The organism is Streptomyces sp. NPDC005576, from assembly GCF_042871745.1.
GTDB lineage: Bacteria > Actinomycetota > Actinomycetes > Streptomycetales > Streptomycetaceae > Streptomyces.
Genome location: NZ_JBIAJC010000006.1, coordinates 287,921 through 306,083 on the forward strand (window position 1 = coordinate 287,921; position 18,163 = coordinate 306,083).

Sequence of the window (18,163 nt, forward strand, 5' to 3'; positions counted from 1 at the left end):
GGAGGGCGCCGCGGTCGGCGCGGTACCGCATCGCGAGGCGCCGTGCCGGGCGTCGCGACCCCGGCCCTGATCCGCCGGAGACCACCTCAGTGCCGGGGCGGGAGCCGTGTCACCTCCGGTGGTTCGGGTCCTCGCCCCGCTTCGGGGGCGCCACGGTGTCCAGCAGCGCGGTCTCCTCGGCGGACAGCCGGAGGCGGGCGGCTTCGACGTTGTCGGCCACGTGTTCGGGGTTCCCGGTGCCGGGGATGGCCAGGACGTGGGCACCACGCCCGAGGGACCACGCCAGCCGGACCTGGGCGGTCGAGACACCGTGCGCACGGGCGACCGTACGCACCTGCGGGCTCTCGGGGCCGCCCGCTCCCCCTTCGCGGCCCTGCCCGGCGACGGAGAAGAAGGGGACGAAGGCGATCCCCAGCTCTCCGCAGGCGCGCAGGACGTCCTCGCCGTCCCGGTCGTCGATCCCGTAGCGGTTCTGCACGCACACCACCGGGGCGGTCTCCCGGGCCTCCGCAAGTTGGCCGAGGCGGACGCCGGAGATCCCGATGTGGCGGACGAGCCCCGCCTCACGGAGCTCGGCCAGGGCGCCGATGTGCTCGGCGAGGTGGTATCCGGCGGATCGAGGTCGGGAAGGGCGCGGCGTTCGGCGCGGTGCATCGCAAGGCGCTGGAACGTCCTCATCGCGGAGCGATGCGGACGTTTCGGCAACGCCGCGAGGTGCCGTGCCGGGCGTCGCGCCCCCGGCCATGATCCGCCGGACACCACCTGGGGAGTCCTGGCCCATGGCGCGCAGATTGACCAGGTCGAGGTGGTCGCGGCCGAGCTGGCGGAGGTTCTCCTCCACCTGGCCGCGCAGTTCGTCGGGGCGGGCCGGGGTCGCCCAGGCACCCGAGGCGTCACGGACCGGGCCCACCTTGGTGGCGATCACGAGGTTGTCCGGATAGGGCGCCAGCGCGGTGTTGATCAGCTCGTTGGCGGAACGGAGCGCCGAGAAGTAGAAGGCGGCGGTGTCGATGTGGTCGACGCCGAGTTCGATCGCGCGGCGCAGCACCCGGATCGAGGTTGCCCGGTCGGCCCGGCTTCCGGGGTGGAACGCGGCGGCCCCGGTCAGCCGCATGGCGCCGAAGCCGAGCCGGTTGACCTCCAGGTCACCGAGGCGCCAGCGGCCGGCGCCCCCTGCCGGTGTGCCCTGCTCGTTCATCTTCGGCTTCCCTCCCGTGGGTTCCGCCCGTCGCCGGCTGGACGGGCAGGCCCTGGAGTATGCGGCGGTGGGGGCCGGGGCCGGAAGGCTTCTTCCACCGGACCATTGTCACAGTGCGTCAGGGAACTGTGGCTTCGCGCGACGCGTTGTCACTGGTGAAGGGCCGGGAGCGGTTCACGGGCAGTTCCCGGAGTACCCGGAGTCCCCGTACGGGCGATCCGGGGGCTGCGGGATCCTCCGCCGCCTCTTGGCGGTTCCGGCACATGGACGCTGCCCCGAGCGGATGCGCGGGTGCCCGGGCCGCCGGGCGGAGGGATGATCGGTCCCGGACACCGGAGGGCGGTCGGCGGGTTTCCGGGGCGGCCGAGGAGAAGGAGATCCGCGTGAAGATCGCAGTGGCCGGCGGCACCGGTACCGTCGGGCGGCATGTGGTCGACGTCGTCCGCGAGCGGGGCCACGAGGCCGTGGTGCTCTCCCGTTCGCACGGTGTCGATCTGGTCTCCGGCTCCGGTGCGGCGGAGGCGCTCCAGGGGGTCGCGGCAGTGGTGGACGTGACGTCGACCCGGACCATGTCGGCCAAGGCGTCCACGGAGTTCTTCACCACGGTGACCCGGCGGCTGCTTGCCTCGGAGCAGGCCGCCGGGGTGGGACATCACCTCGCGCTGTCGATCGTCGGCGTCGACCGGGCGCCGCACGGCTACTACGCCGGAAAGGTGGCCCAGGAGCGCCTGGTCGAGGGCGGTGCGGTGCCGTGGACGATCCTGCGGGCGACACAGTTCCACGAGTTCGCGAGCCAGATCTACGGGCAGATCAGGCTGGGTCCTGTGGTGGCCGTACCAAGGATGAAGTCCGAGCCGGTCGCCGCCCGCGAGGTGGCGACGCGTCTGGTGGAGCTGGCCACCGGCGCCCCGGCGGGCCGCGTCCCCGACCTGGGCGGCCCGCGCGTCGAGTCGATGGCCCTGATGGTCAGGGCGTACGCGCACCACACGGGCAAGAAGAGCCCCATCGTGGAGATCCCCCTCCCCGGCGGGATGGGCAGAGCCATGCGTGACGGGAGCCTGGTCACCCGGGCGCCGGCCGATCACGGGACGCTCACCTACGCGCAGTGGCTCTGGCTCCAGCGGCCCGCCGTGTGAGGCCCCACAGGGTGCGCGGGCCGGGTCAGCGCTGGTAGCGCGCCAGCACCCGGTTGCCGTCACCGACCAGGCGGTCCTTCAGTTCGTCGAGTCCGATCGCCCCGCTGTAGTACTCCTGGAGTGCCGGGGTGGCCACCTTGTCCTTCCACTCCGGGTAGCCGCGTACGGACTGGGCGGGGGCCGGGCGGAGCTTCTGGGCGAGCGCGGTGCCGGTGGCCCAGCCCTGGTCCTCGGTGTGCAGAGCGGGGTCGGCGAGGGCCTCGGTACCGGTGGGCAGCATCCAGTCGCCCTTGGCGAGGCGGACCATGTTGGGCGGGGCGAGCAGGAAGTCGAGGAACTCCACCGCCTCCTTCTTGTGCGGGCTGTCCTCCGCAACCGAGAGGGTCTGCGGACTCACCCCCTGGGCCGTGCCGGCGCTGCCGGCGGGCGCGGGCAGCACGCTCCACTCGAAGCCCTCGGGGGCCTGCTCCACGACCTGCTGCCGGTAGGCGAAGCCGAGCGGCACCATGGCGTACTTGCCGCCGAAGAGTCCGGGCAGCGTGTCGGAGCCGCCCATGCCGAGCGCGGTCCGCGCCGCACTGTGGTCGATGGTGACCTGGTCGTGGATGGTCCGGGGCACCACTTGGTCGCCCTCGTCGAAACCGAGGTTCACCTTCCCGTCCTCGCCCCGGAGAAAGAGCTGTCCGCCGGCCGAGAGCCCCAGGTTGAGGGTGACGGAGACGGGTTCCCTGAGCGGCCAGGCGACCCCGTACCGCCCCTTCCCGGTGAGTTCCCTGGTGACCTGGCGGAACTCCTCCCAGCTCCAGGGCCGGTCGGCGGTGGGGATGCGGACCCCCGACGCCTTGAGGATCTTCGTGTTGGCGATGAGGACCTTCGGCTCCTGGAGGAACGGGACGCCGTAGACGCCGCCGTCGAAGGTGGTCGTGGACCAGGAGGTCTGCGGGATGTCCTCGGTCAGCCGGTCGGGGAGGAGGGTACGGAGATCGGCGAGGTAGCCGCCGTACGCGAAGTCGGCGAGGTCGTCGGAGGCGTCGTGGATGATGTCGGGCGCCTCGTCGCCCTCGAACGAGGTGAGCAGCTGGTCGTGGACGCTGTCCCAGCTGCCCTGGACGTACTCCACCTGGATGTCGGGGTGGGTGGCGTTCCACTCCGTGACGAGCTCCTTGTTGGCGGCGACGGACTCCGTCTGCCAGGCCAGCGACTGGAAGCGCAGGTGCACGGTCCCGTGGGCGTCGGTGGCGGCGTCCCTACCGCCGGAACAGCCGGCGAGCAGCAGGGTGAGCACGGTCGCGGCGGAGGCGGCCGCCCTGGTGAGTGCGCGCATCAGCTCTTCACCGCCCCGGCCAGCATCCCGCCGGTGATGCGGCGCTGGATGAGCGCGAAGAGGAGGAGGGAGGGAAGGGTGGCGAGGAACGCGGCGGCGGCGAGCGGTCCGAGGTCGGCCGCGCCCTCGGCTCCGATGAAGTGGGTGAGGACGACCGGCAAGGTCTGCTTCTCCGGGGTCTTGAGCAGGACGAGGGCGAAGAAGAACTCGTTCCATGCGGTGATGAACGCGAAGAGGGCGGTGGCCACGATCCCGGGGGCGAGCAGCGGGGCGGTGACCGAGACGAGGGTGCGGAGCCTTCCGGCACCGTCGACGGAGGCCGCTTCCTCCAGTTCGGTGGGGACGGCCCGGACGTAGCCGACGAGCATCCAGAGCGCGAAGGGCAGCGACCAGACGACGTACACCATGATCAGGCCCGCCAGGGAGTTGATCAGGTGCAGGTTCTTGAGGATCAGGAAGAGCGGGATGATCAGCAGGACGAAGGGGAATGCCTGGCTGATCACGACCCAGCCGGTGGCGGCGGCCGAGAGTTTGCTCCGGTGGCGGGCCATCACGTAGGCCATCGGGGTGGCGATCAGGACGCAGATCGCCCCGGCGCTGACGGCGGCGATCAGTGAGTTCCCGGCGGCCTGGAGCAGCGGCTGCTCGTCGAACGCCTGCCGGAAGTTGTCCAGGGTGGGGTGGTCGGGGATCCAGGTGGGGTGCAGCGAGCCCAGTTCACGGGCGGGCTTGAAGGCGGTGGAGATCAGCCAGAGGAACGGGAACGCCAGGAAGACGAGGTAGCCGGTGAGCGCGAGGTACTGCCCCGCGCGGGTGGCACGCCCGGTGCGCATGCTCATGTGTCGTCCCCTCCACGGAGCCGGCCGGCCAGGTACACGGCGAGGATCACGGAGATCACCGCGACCATCACACACCCCATCGCCGCCGCGTAGCCGAACTGCCCGTAGCGGAACGCCTCTTCATAGGCGAAGAGCATCGGCAGCCGGGTCCGGCCGCCGGGTCCGCCGCTGGTCAGGACGTAGACCAGGGCGAAGGAGTTGAAGTTCCAGATGAAGTTGAGGGCCGTGATGGAGAGCGCGACCGGTTTCAGCGCGGGCCAGGTGACGGTACGGAAGCGTCGCCAGGCCCCCGCGCCGTCGAGGGCGGCGGCCTCGTGGAGTTCGTGCGGGGTGTTCTGGAGTCCGGCCAGCAGGGCGACGGTGGACTGGGGCATCCCGGCCCAGATCCCCACGACGATCACGGCGGGGAGCGCGGTGCCGAATCCGGTGAGCCAGTCCCGGCCGTCGCCGAGGCCGAGGTCGCGGATGGTCTCGTTGAGGATGCCCGCGTCCGGGTTGTAGACGAGCCGCCACATGATGCCGACGACGACCTCGGGCATCGCCCAGGGGATGATCGCCAGCGCGCGGGCCAGCCAGCGCATCCGCAGGTTCTCGTTGAGCAGCAGCGCGAGGCCGAGGGCGAGCAGGAACTGGGGGACGGTGACGCCCACGGCCCAGAGCAGGCCGATCCGGAAGGAGTCCCAGAAGAGGGTGTCGTGGAGCAGGTCCTGGAAGTTCAGCGCGCCGATCCACTGGGTGGAGCGGGTACGGCCGGACTGCGCGTCGGTGAAGGCGAGCCCGATGCCGTAGAGCAGCGGTCCGACGCTGAGGACGAGAATGGGGATGAGCGCGGGCAGCACCAGGAACCAGGCGGCCCGGTCGCGGGCGGACCGCACACCGCCCCGTCCGTCATCCCGGCGACGCTGTCCCGGCCGCTCCGTCGCGGTCGCTAATGTCACCATTCGACCTCTTTGCCGTATTGGATCGACTTTCTTCCGCTCTGGCCGCTCGCCCGGCCTCCGTCATGGTCCTGACGGGCCGACCGTTCGTCAAGGTGGCCTGCACCAATGCGAAAATCAGGCCATGAACGAAGAGCGAGCGCGCGAGGTACTGACCGCTGCCGGACTGGCCGGAAATGGTCCTTCCGGTACGACTTTCGAGGCGGAGCTCCTCGCGCTGGGCGAGAACGCGACCTTCGCCGTCGGCGATCTGGTGGTCAAGGTCGGCCGTGAGGCGACCCACCATCCGGAACTGCGCGAACGCGCCGAACGCGAGGTCGCGGTGGCCGGCTGGCTCGCCGGCTCCGGCGTACCAGCCGTCCGGGCCGCCGAGCCCGCGCCGCGTACGGTGGAGGGACACCCGGTGACCGTGTGGCACCGGCTGCCTGACGCCGTACGGGCACCCGAACCGCGCGATCTGGCCCCGCTGCTGACCTTGGTGCACTCGCTGCCCGCGCCGGAGGGCTTCACCCTGCCGCGCCGCGAACTGCTCGGCGGGGTCGAACGCTGGCTCCGGCTGGCGGGCGATGCCATCGACCCGGCGGATGCCGACTACCTGCGAGCGCGCCGGGACGGCTTCGCCGCCGCCTCCGCCGCCCTCGTACCCCACCTGCCGCCGGGGCCGGTCCACGGCGACGCCCTGCCGCGCAACGTCCATGTCGGCCCGGACGGACCCGTTCTGGTGGACCTGGAGACCTTCTCCTTCGACCTGCGCGAGCACGACCTCGTGGTGCTCGCCCTCTCCCGCGACCGGTACGGGCTGCCCGCCCGGTCCTACGACGACTTCACCGCCGCCTACGGCTGGGACGTACGGGAGTGGGACGGCTGCGCCGTGCTCCGAGGCGCCCGCGAGACGGCCAGCTGCGCCTGGGTCGCCCAGCACGCACCGGCCAATCCGAAGGCGCTCACCGAATTCGGCCGCCGGGTGGCCTCGCTGCGGGACGGTGACCCCGAGGTGCGGTGGTATCCCTTCTGAGAGTGGCCGTGAGCTCCCACCACCGCGCTTTCCCGCCACAATGATCGCGAAGAAATCTTCGCGAAGAATCGTTTGCAAAGAATTCTTCGCGGTCTACTGTGTGCCGCATGAGCGATACGCCGGAGAGAGTCGAACGGTCCGCAGAGGAGAGCGCGGTCGTCCTGGAGGCCAGGGGACTGCGGGCCCTCGCCCATCCACTGCGCGTGCAGTTGGTCGGGGTGCTGCGGAAGCACGGCCCGTCGACGGCCACCCGCCTGGCGGAACGGCTGGGGGTGAACTCCGGGACGGCCAGCTACCACCTGCGCCGGCTCGGGGCGGCCGGGTTCGTCGAAGAGGATGCGGAACGCGGCAACGCGCGGGAGCGCTGGTGGCGTTCGGTCCACCGGACGACGGAGTTCAGCAACCCCGAACTGACCGACCGGGAGCCCGAGGCGGCACTGACGTACCTGCAGTCGGTCGCGGCCACCTACACCCTGCGCACCCAGCGGACGCTGAACGAGATACAGACGCTGCCCCGCGCGTGGCGGGGGGCCTTCGACATGAGCGACTGGTCCCTACGGCTCACTCCCGAGGAAGCCGTCTCCCTGCGGCGGGAGTTGAGGGACGTCGTCGCCCGCTACCGGAGGGACGACCCCGACACGGCGGCCAGTGCTCCGGAGGGGGCCCAGCGGGTCGGCCTCATCGCGCACATCCTGCCCGAACCGGACGCGCTCGCCGCGCCCGAGGACAACGCTGGCCCGGGGACGACGACGGAGGCGTCATGACCAGCGACGCCCCAGCCACCGGCGCCATATCCGGCGGGCGGTCCTTACGGCCGCTGGGCGGGGTCCTGACGGCCATGGCCGTATCGTTGACCGGCACGCGGATCTCGGCCGTGGCCCTCCCCTGGTTCGTGCTCGTCACGACGGGCAGCGCGACGCGTACCGGGTTGGTCGCCTTCTGCGAGATGGCTCCGTACGTCGTGGTCAAGGCGCTCGCGGGGCCGGTGGTGGACCGCGTCGGCCCGCGGGCCGTCTCTTGGACGACGGACACGGTCAGTGCGGTCGCCGCCGCTCTGGTCCCCCTCCTCCACGCACTGCACCTCCTGTCCTTTCCGCTCCTGTTGGTCCTGGTCGCGGTAGTCGGCGCGGCCCGCGGCCCAGGCGACCTGGCCAAGGAAGTGATGGTGCCCGAGGCGGCCGAGCGCGCCGGAATGCCGCTGGAGCGTGCCATGAGCGTGTCCGGTGTGATCGAGCGCCTCGCGTCCACCCTCGGGCCGGCCGTCGGCGGTTCCCTGGTGGCGCTGCTCGGCCCCCTGACCGGACTCGCCCTCAACGCCGGCTCCTTCGCTCTCGGATCGATCATCATCCGAGTTGTGCTGCCCCGCGGCGTCGGGCACGCAGCCGACCAGGAACCGGTGGCAGCCGGCGCGAAGGAACCGGGCTACTGGCGTCGGTTCGGCGAAGGCTTCACCTTCCTCCGCGGCGAACCCTTGCTGCTCACCGTCATCGTCACGGTGGGCATCACCAATCTGCTGGACGCCGCGATCAGCTCCGTGCTCATCCCCCTCTGGGCCCGGGCGTCCGGCCACGGTCCGGCTGCGATCGGCCTGACCGGCAGTGCGCTCGGTGCGGCGGCGGTCGCCGGGAGCCTGATCGCCGCGGCGACCGCGCACCGGCTCCAGCGCAGGCTGGTCGTCCTTGGCGGGTTCCTCCTCGTCGGGGCCCCGAGATTCCTGATTCTCGCCTCGGACGCCCCACTGTGGACGGTCATGGCCGTCTTCGCGGTCGGCGGCTTCGGCGGCGGCTTCATCAATCCTGTGCTGGGAGCCGTTCTCGTCGAGCGGGTGCCGCGCCGCATGCTGGGCCGGGTCAACGCGCTCGGCGACTCACTGGCCTGGGCCGGCATCCCCCTCGGCGGGCTGCTGGCCGGGGCGGCGGTGACCGCTGTCGGGCTCACCCCGGTGCTGCTTGTCTGCGGGGCCGCGTACTTCCTCACCACGAACCTGGCCGGACTCCGGCCGGAATGGCGAGAAATGGACCGTACGCGCCGACCGGGCGCGGAGAAACCGCCGGGCGGGGAGGACACCTCGCCGGGCCGTGCGGGTGCGGAGGCATGACGCCGGGCGGGTCCCGCTCCCGGGTGGTCTTCGCGGCCGGTGGACCGGGCCCCGGGGCAGGGGCGGCACGGCATACCGGCGCGACACGGTATCCGGCTCGTGGGGAGCGAGGCGGAGGGCCGTCCTCGTAGGCGGCGCGGCTCCCCTGTCGGGTCCGCGGACATCGGCGACTACACCTGGGGTGATCGACGTCCCCGGGCTGATCTCGCAGGGGACGATCACGCTTCGGACGCGCTCACCGTGGGTCAGGAGATGCCGGTGGAGATCCTCGACATCGACCTGGTGCGCGAGCGGGTGCCGCTGTCGCCAAAGGCTGCGCGAGACGTATGCGACCAGTCGTCCGCCCAGGAATCCCACGCCTCCAGGTCTACCGGCTCCGTGGGATGACCGGCCATGCCGGTTCGACGACGGCGGTCGGATTCGTGGTGCGCCGCAGGTACGCCTGGAGCGAGACCGACTGCGCGGCCGCCGCGGTCACCTGGAGGTCGTGCAGGTCCGGCAGGGGCATCGTCCCGACGGGCTGGTGCATCTCGCCCATGCGCCGCACCACCTGGGCGGCGGCCACCGCGTCCGCCCTCGCGTCGTGCGCGTCGTCCAGCGACACGCCGTAATGCGCACACAGCGCGTGCAGGGCACGCCTGCCCTTCCGGTACTTGTCGACGTGCTTGTCGATCACCAGGGGGTCGACCACCGGCGAGGGCACCGCGCCGAGGCGCTCGGTGATCGACTCCAGTCCGTGCCGCCGGCACTCACGGTCCAACAGGGACAGGTCGTAGCGCGCGTTCATCACGACCAGCGGGGTCCCCGAGCGCAGGACTCCGGCGACGGTCTCCGCGATCTCCTCGATCGCGGTCGCGGCTGGGACGCCGTGCTCGCGCGCGTGGTCCGTCGAGATTCCGTGGATCGCCGAAGCCTGTTCGGGTATCGCCACCCCGGGATCGAGGAGCCACGTCCGCTCTCCCGAGACCGTCCCGTCCGGGTCCAGCCGCACGACCGCCGCGGTGACGATGCGATCGGTCTCGACGTCCGTGCCCGTCGTCTCCAGGTCGAAGCCGACCAGTGGCTCCCGGTGCCAGCTCATCCCGTACCTCCTCCATGGTGGTTACCCCCAGTGAGGAACACCCTGCCACGCGCCACTGACACACCGGTCGGCGGCCGGCCGGGTTCAGGAGACGGGCCGGGAGTCGGTCCACACCGACTCGAACTCCTCGCGGTACGTCTCGAACAGCCCGTGCTCGGCCTCGTGTCCCGGCCGGACGACCGCACGCCCGCCGCCGCGGAGGACCAGGACCGGCGCCTCCATCCCGCGTGCGCGGCGCAGATAGGGCTGGACGACGCCGACCGCGTCGGGGCCGTCGCCGTCGACCAGGTAGGCGGTGAAGCGCGGGGTCTCGTCGAAGACCTGGATCTGGAAGGCCCCCGGGTCGCGGAGCCTGGCCCGCACCCTGCGCATGTGCAGGATGTTCATCTCGACCGACCGGCTCAGTTCGCCCTTGCGGAGGTTGAGTTCCCGTTCGCGGCGGCGGACCGCGCTGCTGGCCGGGTTGATGAAGAGCAGCCTGATCCGGCAGCCGGTCTCGGCGAGCCGGACCAGCCGTCGTCCGGAGAAGTTCTGCACGAGCAGGTTGAGTCCTATGCCGATCGCGTCGAGCCGCCGGGAGTTGCCGAACAGGTCCTCGGCGGGAAGCTGGCGCTGGAGCCGGACCCGGTCGGGGTGGACGGAGACCACGTCGGCGTACCGGTCGCCGACCAGGGATTCGACGGCGTCGACGGGAAGCCGGTCGGCGGAGGGCGCAGCGGCACCGCCGCCGAGGATGGTGAGGAGCCGCTGGGAGGCCCGCTCGGCCTGGGCGTGGACGGCCTCGTTGAGCGCGCGGTTGCGGGAGACGACGTTCCGCGCCACCTCCAGCTCGTCCAGCGCCAGCTCGACGTCACGCCGGTCGTCGAAGTACGGCTCGAAGCAGGGCCAGTGCTGGACCATCAGCTCGCGGAGCTGGGGCAGGGTCAGGAAGCTCAGGACGTTGTCGTCGGCCGGATCGAGCAGATAGCCCTTCCTGCGGGACACCTCGCGCACCGCGACGGCCCGCTGCACCCACTCCTGCCCGGCGGGCCCTGCGGCGGCCACCACCCAGTCCTCGCCGTTCACCGGCGCGTAGACGGGACGCAGTACGGCGGAGACGACCGCGCGGAGCCGCTGTTCGACGAGATTCAGCCAGATGTACGCACGCCCGGCGCGCTGGGCGCGGGTCCGCACCTCGCCCCAGTCCTCGGCGCTCCAGCCCAGCTCCGCCCCGACCGCCAGGGGCTGTGCCAGGGATACCGTCCCGGGCGGCGCGTCGTTCGGCTCCCCCTCGTGACTCACGTCACCCGGAGGCAGCTCGAACCCTCCCGAGCTCACCCGTACACCGCCTTCCACTCCCCCACCCAACGATCACGGAAGGGTACTCCGCGAGCGCGGACCCGTGCAGCCCCATGGCGAGGACGCTCCGTCAACTGGTGTACCGAAGGCGTGGGTTCTCCGCCCGGGTCGGGGCAGGAGTGAGCTGATTCATAGTGAGGTGACCAGCGGGGGGCCGGTGTTCGGGGTCGCGGGGTCACCGCGCCGGACCGGACGGGCCCCAGGGGTGTCACGCGGTACGGCGTGTTGACGTCCCACGCCGGGGTATACGGCGCATGACGCCTCCCGTTCGCGACCGCACCGGCCGACCTACTAGGTACGCGCGCCTCTTTCGGGGATTATCTGGCTGAAGAACCGCACCACACCCGGATCAGAAGTGGAAGAGTCATATCTATGCAGGTCTGGCCGGGACAGGCGTATCCGCTCGGCGCCACGTACGACGGCGCCGGGACCAACTTCGCGGTCTTTTCGGAGGCCGCCCACCGCATCGAGCTGTGTCTGCTGCACGACGACGGCTCCGAGACGGCGGTCGAGCTCCGCGAGACCGACGCCTTCGTCCGTCATGCCTACCTGCCCGGCGTCATGCCGGGTCAGCGGTACGGCTTCCGCGTGCACGGACCCTACGAACCGCAGAACGGGCAGCGGTGCAACTCCGCGAAGCTGCTGCTCGACCCCTATGCGCGGGCCGTCGCCGGGAAGATCGAATGGGGCGAGGCGGTGTACGGCTACCCCTTCGGGCGGCCGGACGCGCGCAACGACCTCGACTCGGCTCCCCACATGATGAGCTCCGTCGTGGTCAACCCGTACTTCGACTGGGGCGACGACCGCCGACCGCGTACGGACTACCACCGCACGGTGATCTACGAGGCCCACGTGAAGGGCCTGACGATGCTCCACCCGGGCCTGCCCGAGGAGCTGCGGGGTACGTACGCGGGCCTGGCGCATCCGGAGGTGATCGCCCATCTGACCGAACTGGGCGTCACCGCGATCGAGCTGATGCCGGTGCACCAGTTCGTCCAGGACCACCGTCTGGCCGACGCCGGGCTCGCCAACTACTGGGGCTACAACACCATCGGCTTCTTCGCCCCGCACAACGCGTACGCCTCCTGGGGCGACCGCGGGGAGCAGGTGCTGGAGTTCAAGCAGGCCGTCCGGGCGCTGCACCAGGCAGGCATCGAGGTGATCCTCGACGTGGTCTACAACCACACCGCCGAGGGCAACCACCTGGGGCCGACCCTCTCCTTCCGCGGGCTGGACAACGCCTCCTACTACCGTCTGACGGACGACCAGCGCTACTACATGGACACCACGGGCACCGGGAACTCGCTGCTCATGCGGTCCCCGCACGTGCTCCAGATGATCATGGACTCGCTGCGGTACTGGGTGACCGAGATGCACGTGGACGGTTTCCGCTTCGATCTGGCGGCGACGCTCGCCCGCCAGTTCCACGAGGTGGACCGGCTGTCGTCCTTCTTCGACCTGGTGCAGCAGGACCCGGTGGTGAGCCAGGTGAAGCTGATCGCGGAGCCCTGGGACGTCGGTGAGGGCGGCTACCAGGTCGGTAACTTCCCCCCGCTGTGGACCGAGTGGAACGGCAAGTACCGCGACACCGTGCGCGATCTGTGGCGGGGCGAACCCCGGACGCTGGCGGAGTTCGCGGGGAGGCTGACGGGCTCCTCCGACCTGTACCAGGACGACGGTCGCCGGCCGCTCGCATCGATCAACTTCACCACCTGCCACGACGGGTTCACCCTGCACGACCTCGTGTCGTACAACGACAAGCGCAACGAAGCCAACGGCGAGGGCAACCGGGACGGCGAGAGCCACAACCGCTCGTGGAACTGCGGCGCGGAGGGCGAGACCGACGACCCTGAGGTGCTGGAGCTGCGGGCGCGGCAGATGCGCAACTTCATCGCCACGCTGATGCTCTCGCAGGGCGTGCCGATGCTCAGCCACGGCGACGAGTTCGCCCGTACGCAGAACGGCAACAACAACGCCTACTGCCAGGACAACGAACTCTCCTGGGTGCACTGGCCCGATCCCGCGAAGAAGCGGGGCGAGGTCGGTGCGGACGGGGAGACCGGCACGGAGGGGTCGGACACCTCGGACGGCACGGAGGCCGTACGGAGGCCGGGCGACGGGCTGCTGGAGTTCACCCGGGCCATGGTCTGGCTGCGCCGGGACCATCCGGTCTTCCGGCGGCGCCGCTTCTTCCACGGACGCCCCGTCGAAGGCACCCACGACGAGCTCTCGGACATCGCGTGGTTCACACCCGAGGGCGAGGAGATGACCCAGCAGGACTGGCAGGCCGCGCACGCCAAGGCCATGACCGTCTTCCTCAACGGGCACGCCATCTCGGAGCCCGGGCCGCGCGGCGAACGCATCTTCGACGACTCCTTCCTGCTGATGTTCAACGCGGGCGCGGAGACGCTGGACTTCGCCGTACCCGTCAACCACGGCGCGCAGTGGGAGGTCGTGGTCGACACCGGCCGCCCCGAGGGGGTACCGCCGGGGAGCGGGCCCAAGGTCACGGGGGGCGAGCACCTCTCGCTCATCGGCCGGAGCCTCACGGTCCTGAAACGGTCCGCCTGAGTCTCCGCCCGAGTCACCAACAACGGGTACGGGACGGGGGCGCCGGTGCATCCGGCGCCCCCGTCCCGTATCCCCTCCGGCGCCGGGACCTGGCCCACACCCTCCGTCCGGGTGAATTCCCCCGGGTGCATCCGTGCGGTCGCGGGCAGCCCGGAGCGGGGCGGATGGCACGGACGGGCCGGGAGTGGGTACGTACGAGGGCATGACGCCCACCGCCACGTACCGGCTCCAGCTCCAACCGGACTTCACCTTCGCGGACGCCGGGGAGGCCGCCCCGTACCTCGCCTCGCTCGGCATCTCCCACCTCCACCTCTCCCCGGTCCTGGAGGCCGTGCCGGGGTCCCGGCACGGTTATGACGTCACCGATCCCCGCCGCGTCCGCGCCGAGCTGGGGGGCGAGGAGGGGCTGCGCGGGCTCTCGGCGACGGCGCGCGCGCACGGGCTCGGGCTGATCGTCGACATCGTGCCGAACCACATGGCCGCCTCCCCGCGCCACAACGCGGCGCTCCGGGAGGTGCTGCGCGAGGGCCCGTCCTCGCCGTACGCGCGCTGGTTCGACATCGACTGGGAGGGCGGCGACGGGAAGGTGCTGCTGCCGGTCCTCGCGGGCCCGATCGGCGACGAGCTCGGGCGGCTCACCGTCGACGGTTCCGTGCTGCGGTACGGCGAGCAGGAGTTCCCGCTCCGGCCGGGCACGGAGGGGCTGGCGCTGCCCGAACTGCTGGACGCCCAGCACTACCGGCTCGGCTGGTGGCGGCTGGCCCGCACCGAGCTCAACTACCGGCGTTTCTTCACGATTTCCGAGCTGATCGCGGTACGGGTCGAGCATCCCGAGGTCTTCGAGGCCACCCACGGCAAGATCCTCGAACTCGTCCGGGACGGTGTCGTCGAAGGGCTGCGCATCGACCATCCGGACGGCCTCGCCGACCCTGCCGGCTATCTGGAACGACTGGCGGAGGGGACCGGCAGCCGGTGGACGGTGGTGGAGAAGATCCTCACCGGCGAGGAGACCCTCCCGGCCGGCTGGGCGGTGGCCGGAACCACCGGCTACGACGCGCTCCACCGCATCGACGGGCTCTTCACCGACCCGCTGGGCTCTGCCGAACTCCTGGGTCACTTCCGCGATTTCGCCGACCCGCCCGGAGATCTGGGGGGCTCATGGACCCGGTCCGCACGACGGGCCGCACGGCACGTCGTCAGCCACGACCTCGCCGCCGAGACGGCCTGGCTCACCCGGCTTGCCGTACGGATCTGCGCACGGGACCCCCGGCTGCGTGACCATGCCCCGTGGGCGCTGCGCACCGCCGTGACCGAACTGCTGGTCCGAGTCCCGGTGTACCGGCCGTACGTCGGGGCGGGCGGTCCCGTCTCCGAGTCCGCCGAGGCCGCCCTCCCGGAAGCGGCGGTACGGGACGCGAAGGCGGCGTTCTCCGTACCGGAGGAGGCGCGGGCGGTGGACGTGGTGCGGGAGCTGGCGCTGGGCAGGCTGGGTGACGGCCCCGAACAGGTCTCCTTCTGCGCGCGGTTCGCCCAGACCGCGTCCGCCCTGCACGCCAAGTCCGAGGAGGACAGGGCGTTCTACCGGTACGTGCCGCTGATCTCGGCGACGGAGGTGGGCGGCCGGCCGGGCAGGCCCGCGGTCGAGCCGGCCGAGTTCCACGCGTTCTGCGCCCGGCTGGCCCGGGACTGGCCGACCACCGGCACGGTGCTGACCACGCACGACACGAAGCGCAGCTCCGATGTCCGCGCCCGCATCGCGGCGCTCTCCGAATGCCCGGACCGCTGGGCGGAGGCGGTACGTCAGCTGACGGGTGCGACCGAGGCGAAGGCACCGGACGGGCAACTCGCTTGGCAGGCGTGGCAGTCGGCCTTCGGCTGTGTGGGCCTGCCCGCCTCCGAGGCCGCGGGGAGGCTGGAGCCCGCACTCCTGAAGGCCGTCCGGGAGGCGGGGCTCCACACCACCTGGACCGAGCCCGACCCCGCCTACGAGCGGGCGGTCTCGGATTTCGTGGCGTCCGGGCCCGGCAGCGCCGGGGGGCCCGCCCGGGAGCTCCTCGCGGCCCTCGCCCGTTCGCTCGCCCCCCAGGTGCGGGCCAATGTGCTGGGCGCGGCCCTCGTCCACCTGACGATGCCCGGGGTTCCCGATCTCTACCAGGGCTCGGAGCGGGAGTACCTGGCCCTGGTGGACCCGGACAACCGGCGGCCCTTCACGGAGCCGGGGCCGGGAGAATCGGCCGCCTCGGACGAGAAGGCCCGGGTAACCACCACCGCACTCCGGCTTCGTGCGCAACTCCCCGCCGTATTTGGCGAGTCGGGGACTTACGCGCCCCTCACGGCGCGAGGTCCGGCGGCCGGTCACGCGTTGGCGTTCTGCCGGTCGGGCGAGATTGTCACGGCGGTGACCCGCCTCTCCCTCCGGCTGGCCGAAGCGGGCGGCTGGCGCGACACCGTCCTGCCACTGCCGGACTCCGGCCCTTGGCACGATCTCCTCTCCACGGAGGGGGAGTTCGGCGGGGGCGAGGTGCGGGCCTCCGATCTGTTCGCCGCCCGCCCGGTCGCGCTGCTCAGGAAGGGGCCGAGAGGGAAGGGGCCCCGTTCCTGACCTCGCCGGGCGCGGTCCGCACCAGCGGGCCTGACAGCGACCGGGCACCGGCCGGACTCGGCGGCCGGGGGCCCGGAAGTCATAGGCGCCCGGAACTCATAAACCCGGGAGTCAGAGGGACGGGAGTCAGAGGGACTGCCGGCCGTCCGGCGGGACGGCCGGCAGTCGGTCCGGCGGGAGGGGCGGGGGTGCGGTCAGGCGGAAGGTCATGTGGCCGAAGCTCACCTGGTCCCCCTCCCGGACCGGGACCAGGCCGATGACCCGCTGTCCGTTGACGCAGGTGCCGTTGGTCGAGCCGAGGTCGCGGAGGAGCCAGGTCCGGCCCCGTACGGTGAGTTCGGCGTGGTTGCGGGAGACCGTCTCGTGGTTGAGTCGCAGTCCGTTGCCCGGGTCCCGTCCGATGAGCAGCGGGTACGGTCCGGGTGCGGGCAGCAGGAGTTGGGGCAGCTTTCCGGCCCGCCAGGCCATGCGCAGCCGCCCCGGGAAGCCGGACACGCCGCCCACGGCGCGCAACAGGTTCTGGCTCCAGGCGCGTTCCTCGCGCAGGTCGGCGGTGAGTGCCGCCAGGTCCTCGGGGCGGTGGGCGGAGAGGGCGAGGTCCATCCTGCGCAGGAAGGTGTCGTGGGAGAGCCGTCCCTGCGCGGCGCCCTCCCTGAGCACGCCGAGGACACGGTCGCGCTGGGCGTCGGACACCCGCGCCGGATACGTGTGGAACTCGGAGGAGGACGTCACAGGGTGATTGTCGGGCCGAGCGGCCCGGAGTGTCCAGAAGCGGCGTCCGCGGGCCGGGGCGGGCGCCGGTGGGACGGGTGGCCCGGACCGGGACCGGGGCGCCCGCGCGGTGATCACCCGGCGCTCTCCGGAGCCCCCGTGGACCGCGCGTTCTCGGCCCCCGCCTCCTCCGCGAGCCATTGCAGCCGGAGCAGTTGTTCGCCGGGGAGGGTGGCGTCCTCGCCGCGCGGTCCGACGTTGAGCAGCAGATTGCCGCCGTCCGCCGCGGTCTCCCGGACCAGTGCGGTGAGGGCGTCGCGGCCGAGGAAGGCGTCTGGCGGGGAGTTCCGGTTGTAGCCGAAGCTGTGGTCGATGCCGCGGGTGAGCTCGTAGGGGTCGGGGCCCGTGTAGCGGGCGAACTCCGGTGTACGGAAGTCGTAGTAGGGCGGCTTGCGCGGGACGAATCCCTCCCCCCGGGCGACCGTCCGGCGCTCCCAGCGGTTGTACAGGGCTCCGGCGCCGGGGAGGGCGAAGGTGCGCCAGAGCGGTGAGCGCGGCAGCAGCCGGTCGTTGACCACGCCGTGCGGCACGGTGAAGCGGTAGAACTCGATCAGCCTGCGGATCTCGGGTGTGCCGGCCGGCCAGGCGATGTCGTTCCAGAGGACGTCCGGGCGGTAGCGGCGTATCAACTCCCGCAGTTGGGCGTCGGCGTAGGCGGGGTAGGAGCCGCGCGGCACCGAGGCGAGCATGTGGGCGGCGGTGCCCACCGGGCGGCTGTCGAAGGTCCAGTCGAGTCCGCCGGAGTAGTACACCCCGAAGCGCAACCCCTCCGCCCGGACCGCTTCGGCGAACTCGCCCACCACGTCACGGGTGGTGTGCCAGCCGGCGCGGTGCGGGTTGCGGACCCCGGAGGGCCAGAGGCAGTAGCCGTCGTGGTGCTTGGTGACGAGGACGGCGTAACGGGCGCCGGCGGCGCGGAAGGCGCGTGCCCACGCGGCCGGGTCCCAGCCCGCGAGCCCGTCCTCGAACTCCCGGCCGAAGTCGGTGTAGGGCTTGTCGCCGTAGGTGGCCCGGTGGTGGGCGGAGACCGGGCTGCCGGGGAAGCGGAGCCCGTTCTCGTACCACTCGGCGTACGGGGTCCAGGCGAGCGGGGCGGCCCGGCCGGCGTCGGGGAGATCCGCCGACGGGGTGTGGGGCGGCGCCCAGCCCGGTACCGACGCGGGCGTCCAGTGAACGAACATCCCCAGGCCGGCCCGGGTCCACCATGGAGCAACCATGACGCGAAGTATCGGCCACCGGGGCCCCGCCGGGA

14 protein-coding genes are annotated in these 18,163 nt (G+C 71.9%); 6 read left to right on the plus strand and 8 right to left on the minus strand.

From position 1 onward, the window contains the following. Window positions 1-109 precede the first annotated feature (109 nt). Window positions 110-1,198: an aldo/keto reductase gene (locus ACFYPN_RS13250; RefSeq protein WP_389298133.1), complete on the minus strand. Its 1,089-nt coding sequence runs from the start codon at window positions 1,196-1,198 to the stop codon at window positions 110-112. Window positions 1,199-1,581: 383 nt separating this feature from the next. On the opposite strand from ACFYPN_RS13250, the gene ACFYPN_RS13255 reads away from it, so the two are divergent. Then, the gene (locus ACFYPN_RS13255; protein ID WP_389298135.1) at window positions 1,582-2,334 is read left to right on the plus strand and encodes an SDR family oxidoreductase; all 753 of its coding nucleotides are present in this window, start codon (window positions 1,582-1,584) and stop codon (window positions 2,332-2,334) included. 25 nt (window positions 2,335-2,359) lie between these two features. On the opposite strand, the gene ACFYPN_RS13260 is transcribed toward ACFYPN_RS13255, so the two are convergent. Genes ACFYPN_RS13260 through ACFYPN_RS13270 form a run of 3 tightly spaced genes read right to left on the minus strand, consistent with a single transcriptional unit; the run spans window position 2,360 to window position 5,438 of the window. Beyond that, window positions 2,360-3,658, minus strand: coding sequence for an ABC transporter substrate-binding protein (locus tag ACFYPN_RS13260; RefSeq protein ID WP_389298137.1), 1,299 nt, complete (start codon window positions 3,656-3,658; stop codon window positions 2,360-2,362). Continuing rightward, window positions 3,658-4,497 carry a carbohydrate ABC transporter permease gene (locus ACFYPN_RS13265; protein ID WP_358756151.1) on the minus strand — a complete coding sequence of 280 codons (840 nt, stop codon included), beginning with the start codon at window positions 4,495-4,497 and terminating at the stop codon, window positions 3,658-3,660. The genes ACFYPN_RS13260 and ACFYPN_RS13265 overlap by 1 nt, the downstream gene beginning before the upstream one ends. Continuing rightward, a complete protein-coding gene (locus tag ACFYPN_RS13270; RefSeq protein ID WP_389298139.1) occupies window positions 4,494-5,438 on the minus strand; it encodes a carbohydrate ABC transporter permease in 945 nt (314 codons plus the stop codon). The genes ACFYPN_RS13265 and ACFYPN_RS13270 overlap by 4 nt, the downstream gene beginning before the upstream one ends. Window positions 5,439-5,559: 121 nt before the next feature. Between ACFYPN_RS13270 and ACFYPN_RS13275 the strand changes: the two genes are divergently transcribed. From ACFYPN_RS13275 to ACFYPN_RS13285, 3 genes are all read left to right on the plus strand, one after another. Continuing rightward, window positions 5,560-6,450, plus strand: coding sequence for a phosphotransferase enzyme family protein (locus ACFYPN_RS13275; protein WP_389298141.1), 891 nt, complete (start codon window positions 5,560-5,562; stop codon window positions 6,448-6,450). Between the two features lie 107 nt (window positions 6,451-6,557). After that, complete coding sequence (locus tag ACFYPN_RS13280; RefSeq protein ID WP_389298143.1) at window positions 6,558-7,214, plus strand: helix-turn-helix domain-containing protein; 657 nt, start codon at window positions 6,558-6,560, stop codon at window positions 7,212-7,214. Further along, window positions 7,211-8,548, plus strand: coding sequence for an MFS transporter (locus ACFYPN_RS13285; RefSeq protein WP_389298145.1), 1,338 nt, complete (start codon window positions 7,211-7,213; stop codon window positions 8,546-8,548). The genes ACFYPN_RS13280 and ACFYPN_RS13285 overlap by 4 nt, the downstream gene beginning before the upstream one ends. Before the next feature lie 367 nt (window positions 8,549-8,915). Here the strand turns inward: ACFYPN_RS13285 and ACFYPN_RS13290 are convergent, their stop codons facing one another. Continuing rightward, window positions 8,916-9,629, minus strand: coding sequence for a 3'-5' exonuclease (locus ACFYPN_RS13290; protein ID WP_389298147.1), 714 nt, complete (start codon window positions 9,627-9,629; stop codon window positions 8,916-8,918). Between the two features lie 84 nt (window positions 9,630-9,713). Further along, window positions 9,714-10,946: an SAV2148 family HEPN domain-containing protein gene (locus ACFYPN_RS13295; protein WP_389298149.1), complete on the minus strand. Its 1,233-nt coding sequence runs from the start codon at window positions 10,944-10,946 to the stop codon at window positions 9,714-9,716. Window positions 10,947-11,339: 393 nt separating this feature from the next. On the opposite strand from ACFYPN_RS13295, the gene glgX reads away from it, so the two are divergent. Next, window positions 11,340-13,538: a glycogen debranching protein GlgX gene (gene glgX, locus ACFYPN_RS13300; protein ID WP_358756135.1), complete on the plus strand. Its 2,199-nt coding sequence runs from the start codon at window positions 11,340-11,342 to the stop codon at window positions 13,536-13,538. 202 nt (window positions 13,539-13,740) lie between these two features. Beyond that, window positions 13,741-16,140 carry a malto-oligosyltrehalose synthase gene (gene treY / locus ACFYPN_RS13305; protein ID WP_389298151.1) on the plus strand — a complete coding sequence of 800 codons (2,400 nt, stop codon included), beginning with the start codon at window positions 13,741-13,743 and terminating at the stop codon, window positions 16,138-16,140. A gap of 126 nt (window positions 16,141-16,266) precedes the next feature. Here the strand turns inward: treY and ACFYPN_RS13310 are convergent, their stop codons facing one another. Both ACFYPN_RS13310 and ACFYPN_RS13315 read right to left on the minus strand, forming a co-directional pair. Then, window positions 16,267-16,872 carry a DUF1707 and FHA domain-containing protein gene (locus ACFYPN_RS13310; protein ID WP_358756131.1) on the minus strand — a complete coding sequence of 202 codons (606 nt, stop codon included), beginning with the start codon at window positions 16,870-16,872 and terminating at the stop codon, window positions 16,267-16,269. Between the two features lie 113 nt (window positions 16,873-16,985). Continuing rightward, the gene (locus ACFYPN_RS13315) at window positions 16,986-18,128 is read right to left on the minus strand and encodes an alpha-L-fucosidase (protein WP_389298154.1); all 1,143 of its coding nucleotides are present in this window, start codon (window positions 18,126-18,128) and stop codon (window positions 16,986-16,988) included. Window positions 18,129-18,163 lie beyond the last annotated feature (35 nt).